The organism is Streptococcus danieliae, from assembly GCF_009767945.1.
In the GTDB taxonomy this organism is placed as follows: Bacteria; Bacillota; Bacilli; order Lactobacillales; family Streptococcaceae; genus Streptococcus; species Streptococcus danieliae.
In genome coordinates, this window is the sequence record NZ_WSRS01000217.1 from 1 (window position 1) to 405 (window position 405).

Annotated in this window: 1 protein-coding gene; it reads left to right on the forward strand. The window is 38.5% G+C overall.

Annotation, left to right across the window (positions count from 1 at the left end):
• Window positions 1-66: 66 nt before the first annotated feature.
• Window positions 67-405: IS66 family insertion sequence element accessory protein TnpB (gene tnpB / locus E5983_RS09530; RefSeq protein ID WP_331251117.1), on the forward strand; the 339-nt coding region annotated here is incomplete at its 3' end.

Genomic DNA, 405 nt, shown 5'->3' on the forward strand with positions numbered 1-405 from the left:
TCTTCCGATAAAGTAGAAATCTAGCTATACTAGTCTCAGAAAACATGAGTAGAGGAGATTGGTTTAGTGGATGCGAATTTGTTTAGGACGATAAATCTTTGTGACCTCGGTCAGGTCTATTTGATAGCTGGAAAAACAGATATGAGACAGGGAATTGATTCCCTAGCCTATATCATTAAACAAAGATTTGAACTGGATCCATTTTCAGGTCAAGTCTTTCTATTTTGTGGAGGACGTAAAGATCGTTTCAAAGCTCTGTATTGGGATGGGCAAGGTTTTTGGTTGCTTTATAAACGCTTTGAGAACGGCAAACTAAACTGGCCTTCTGATGAAAAGGAGGTAAAAGAGCTGAATTCTGAACAAGTTGAATGGCTCATGAAAGGTTTCTCCATTACTCCCATCATA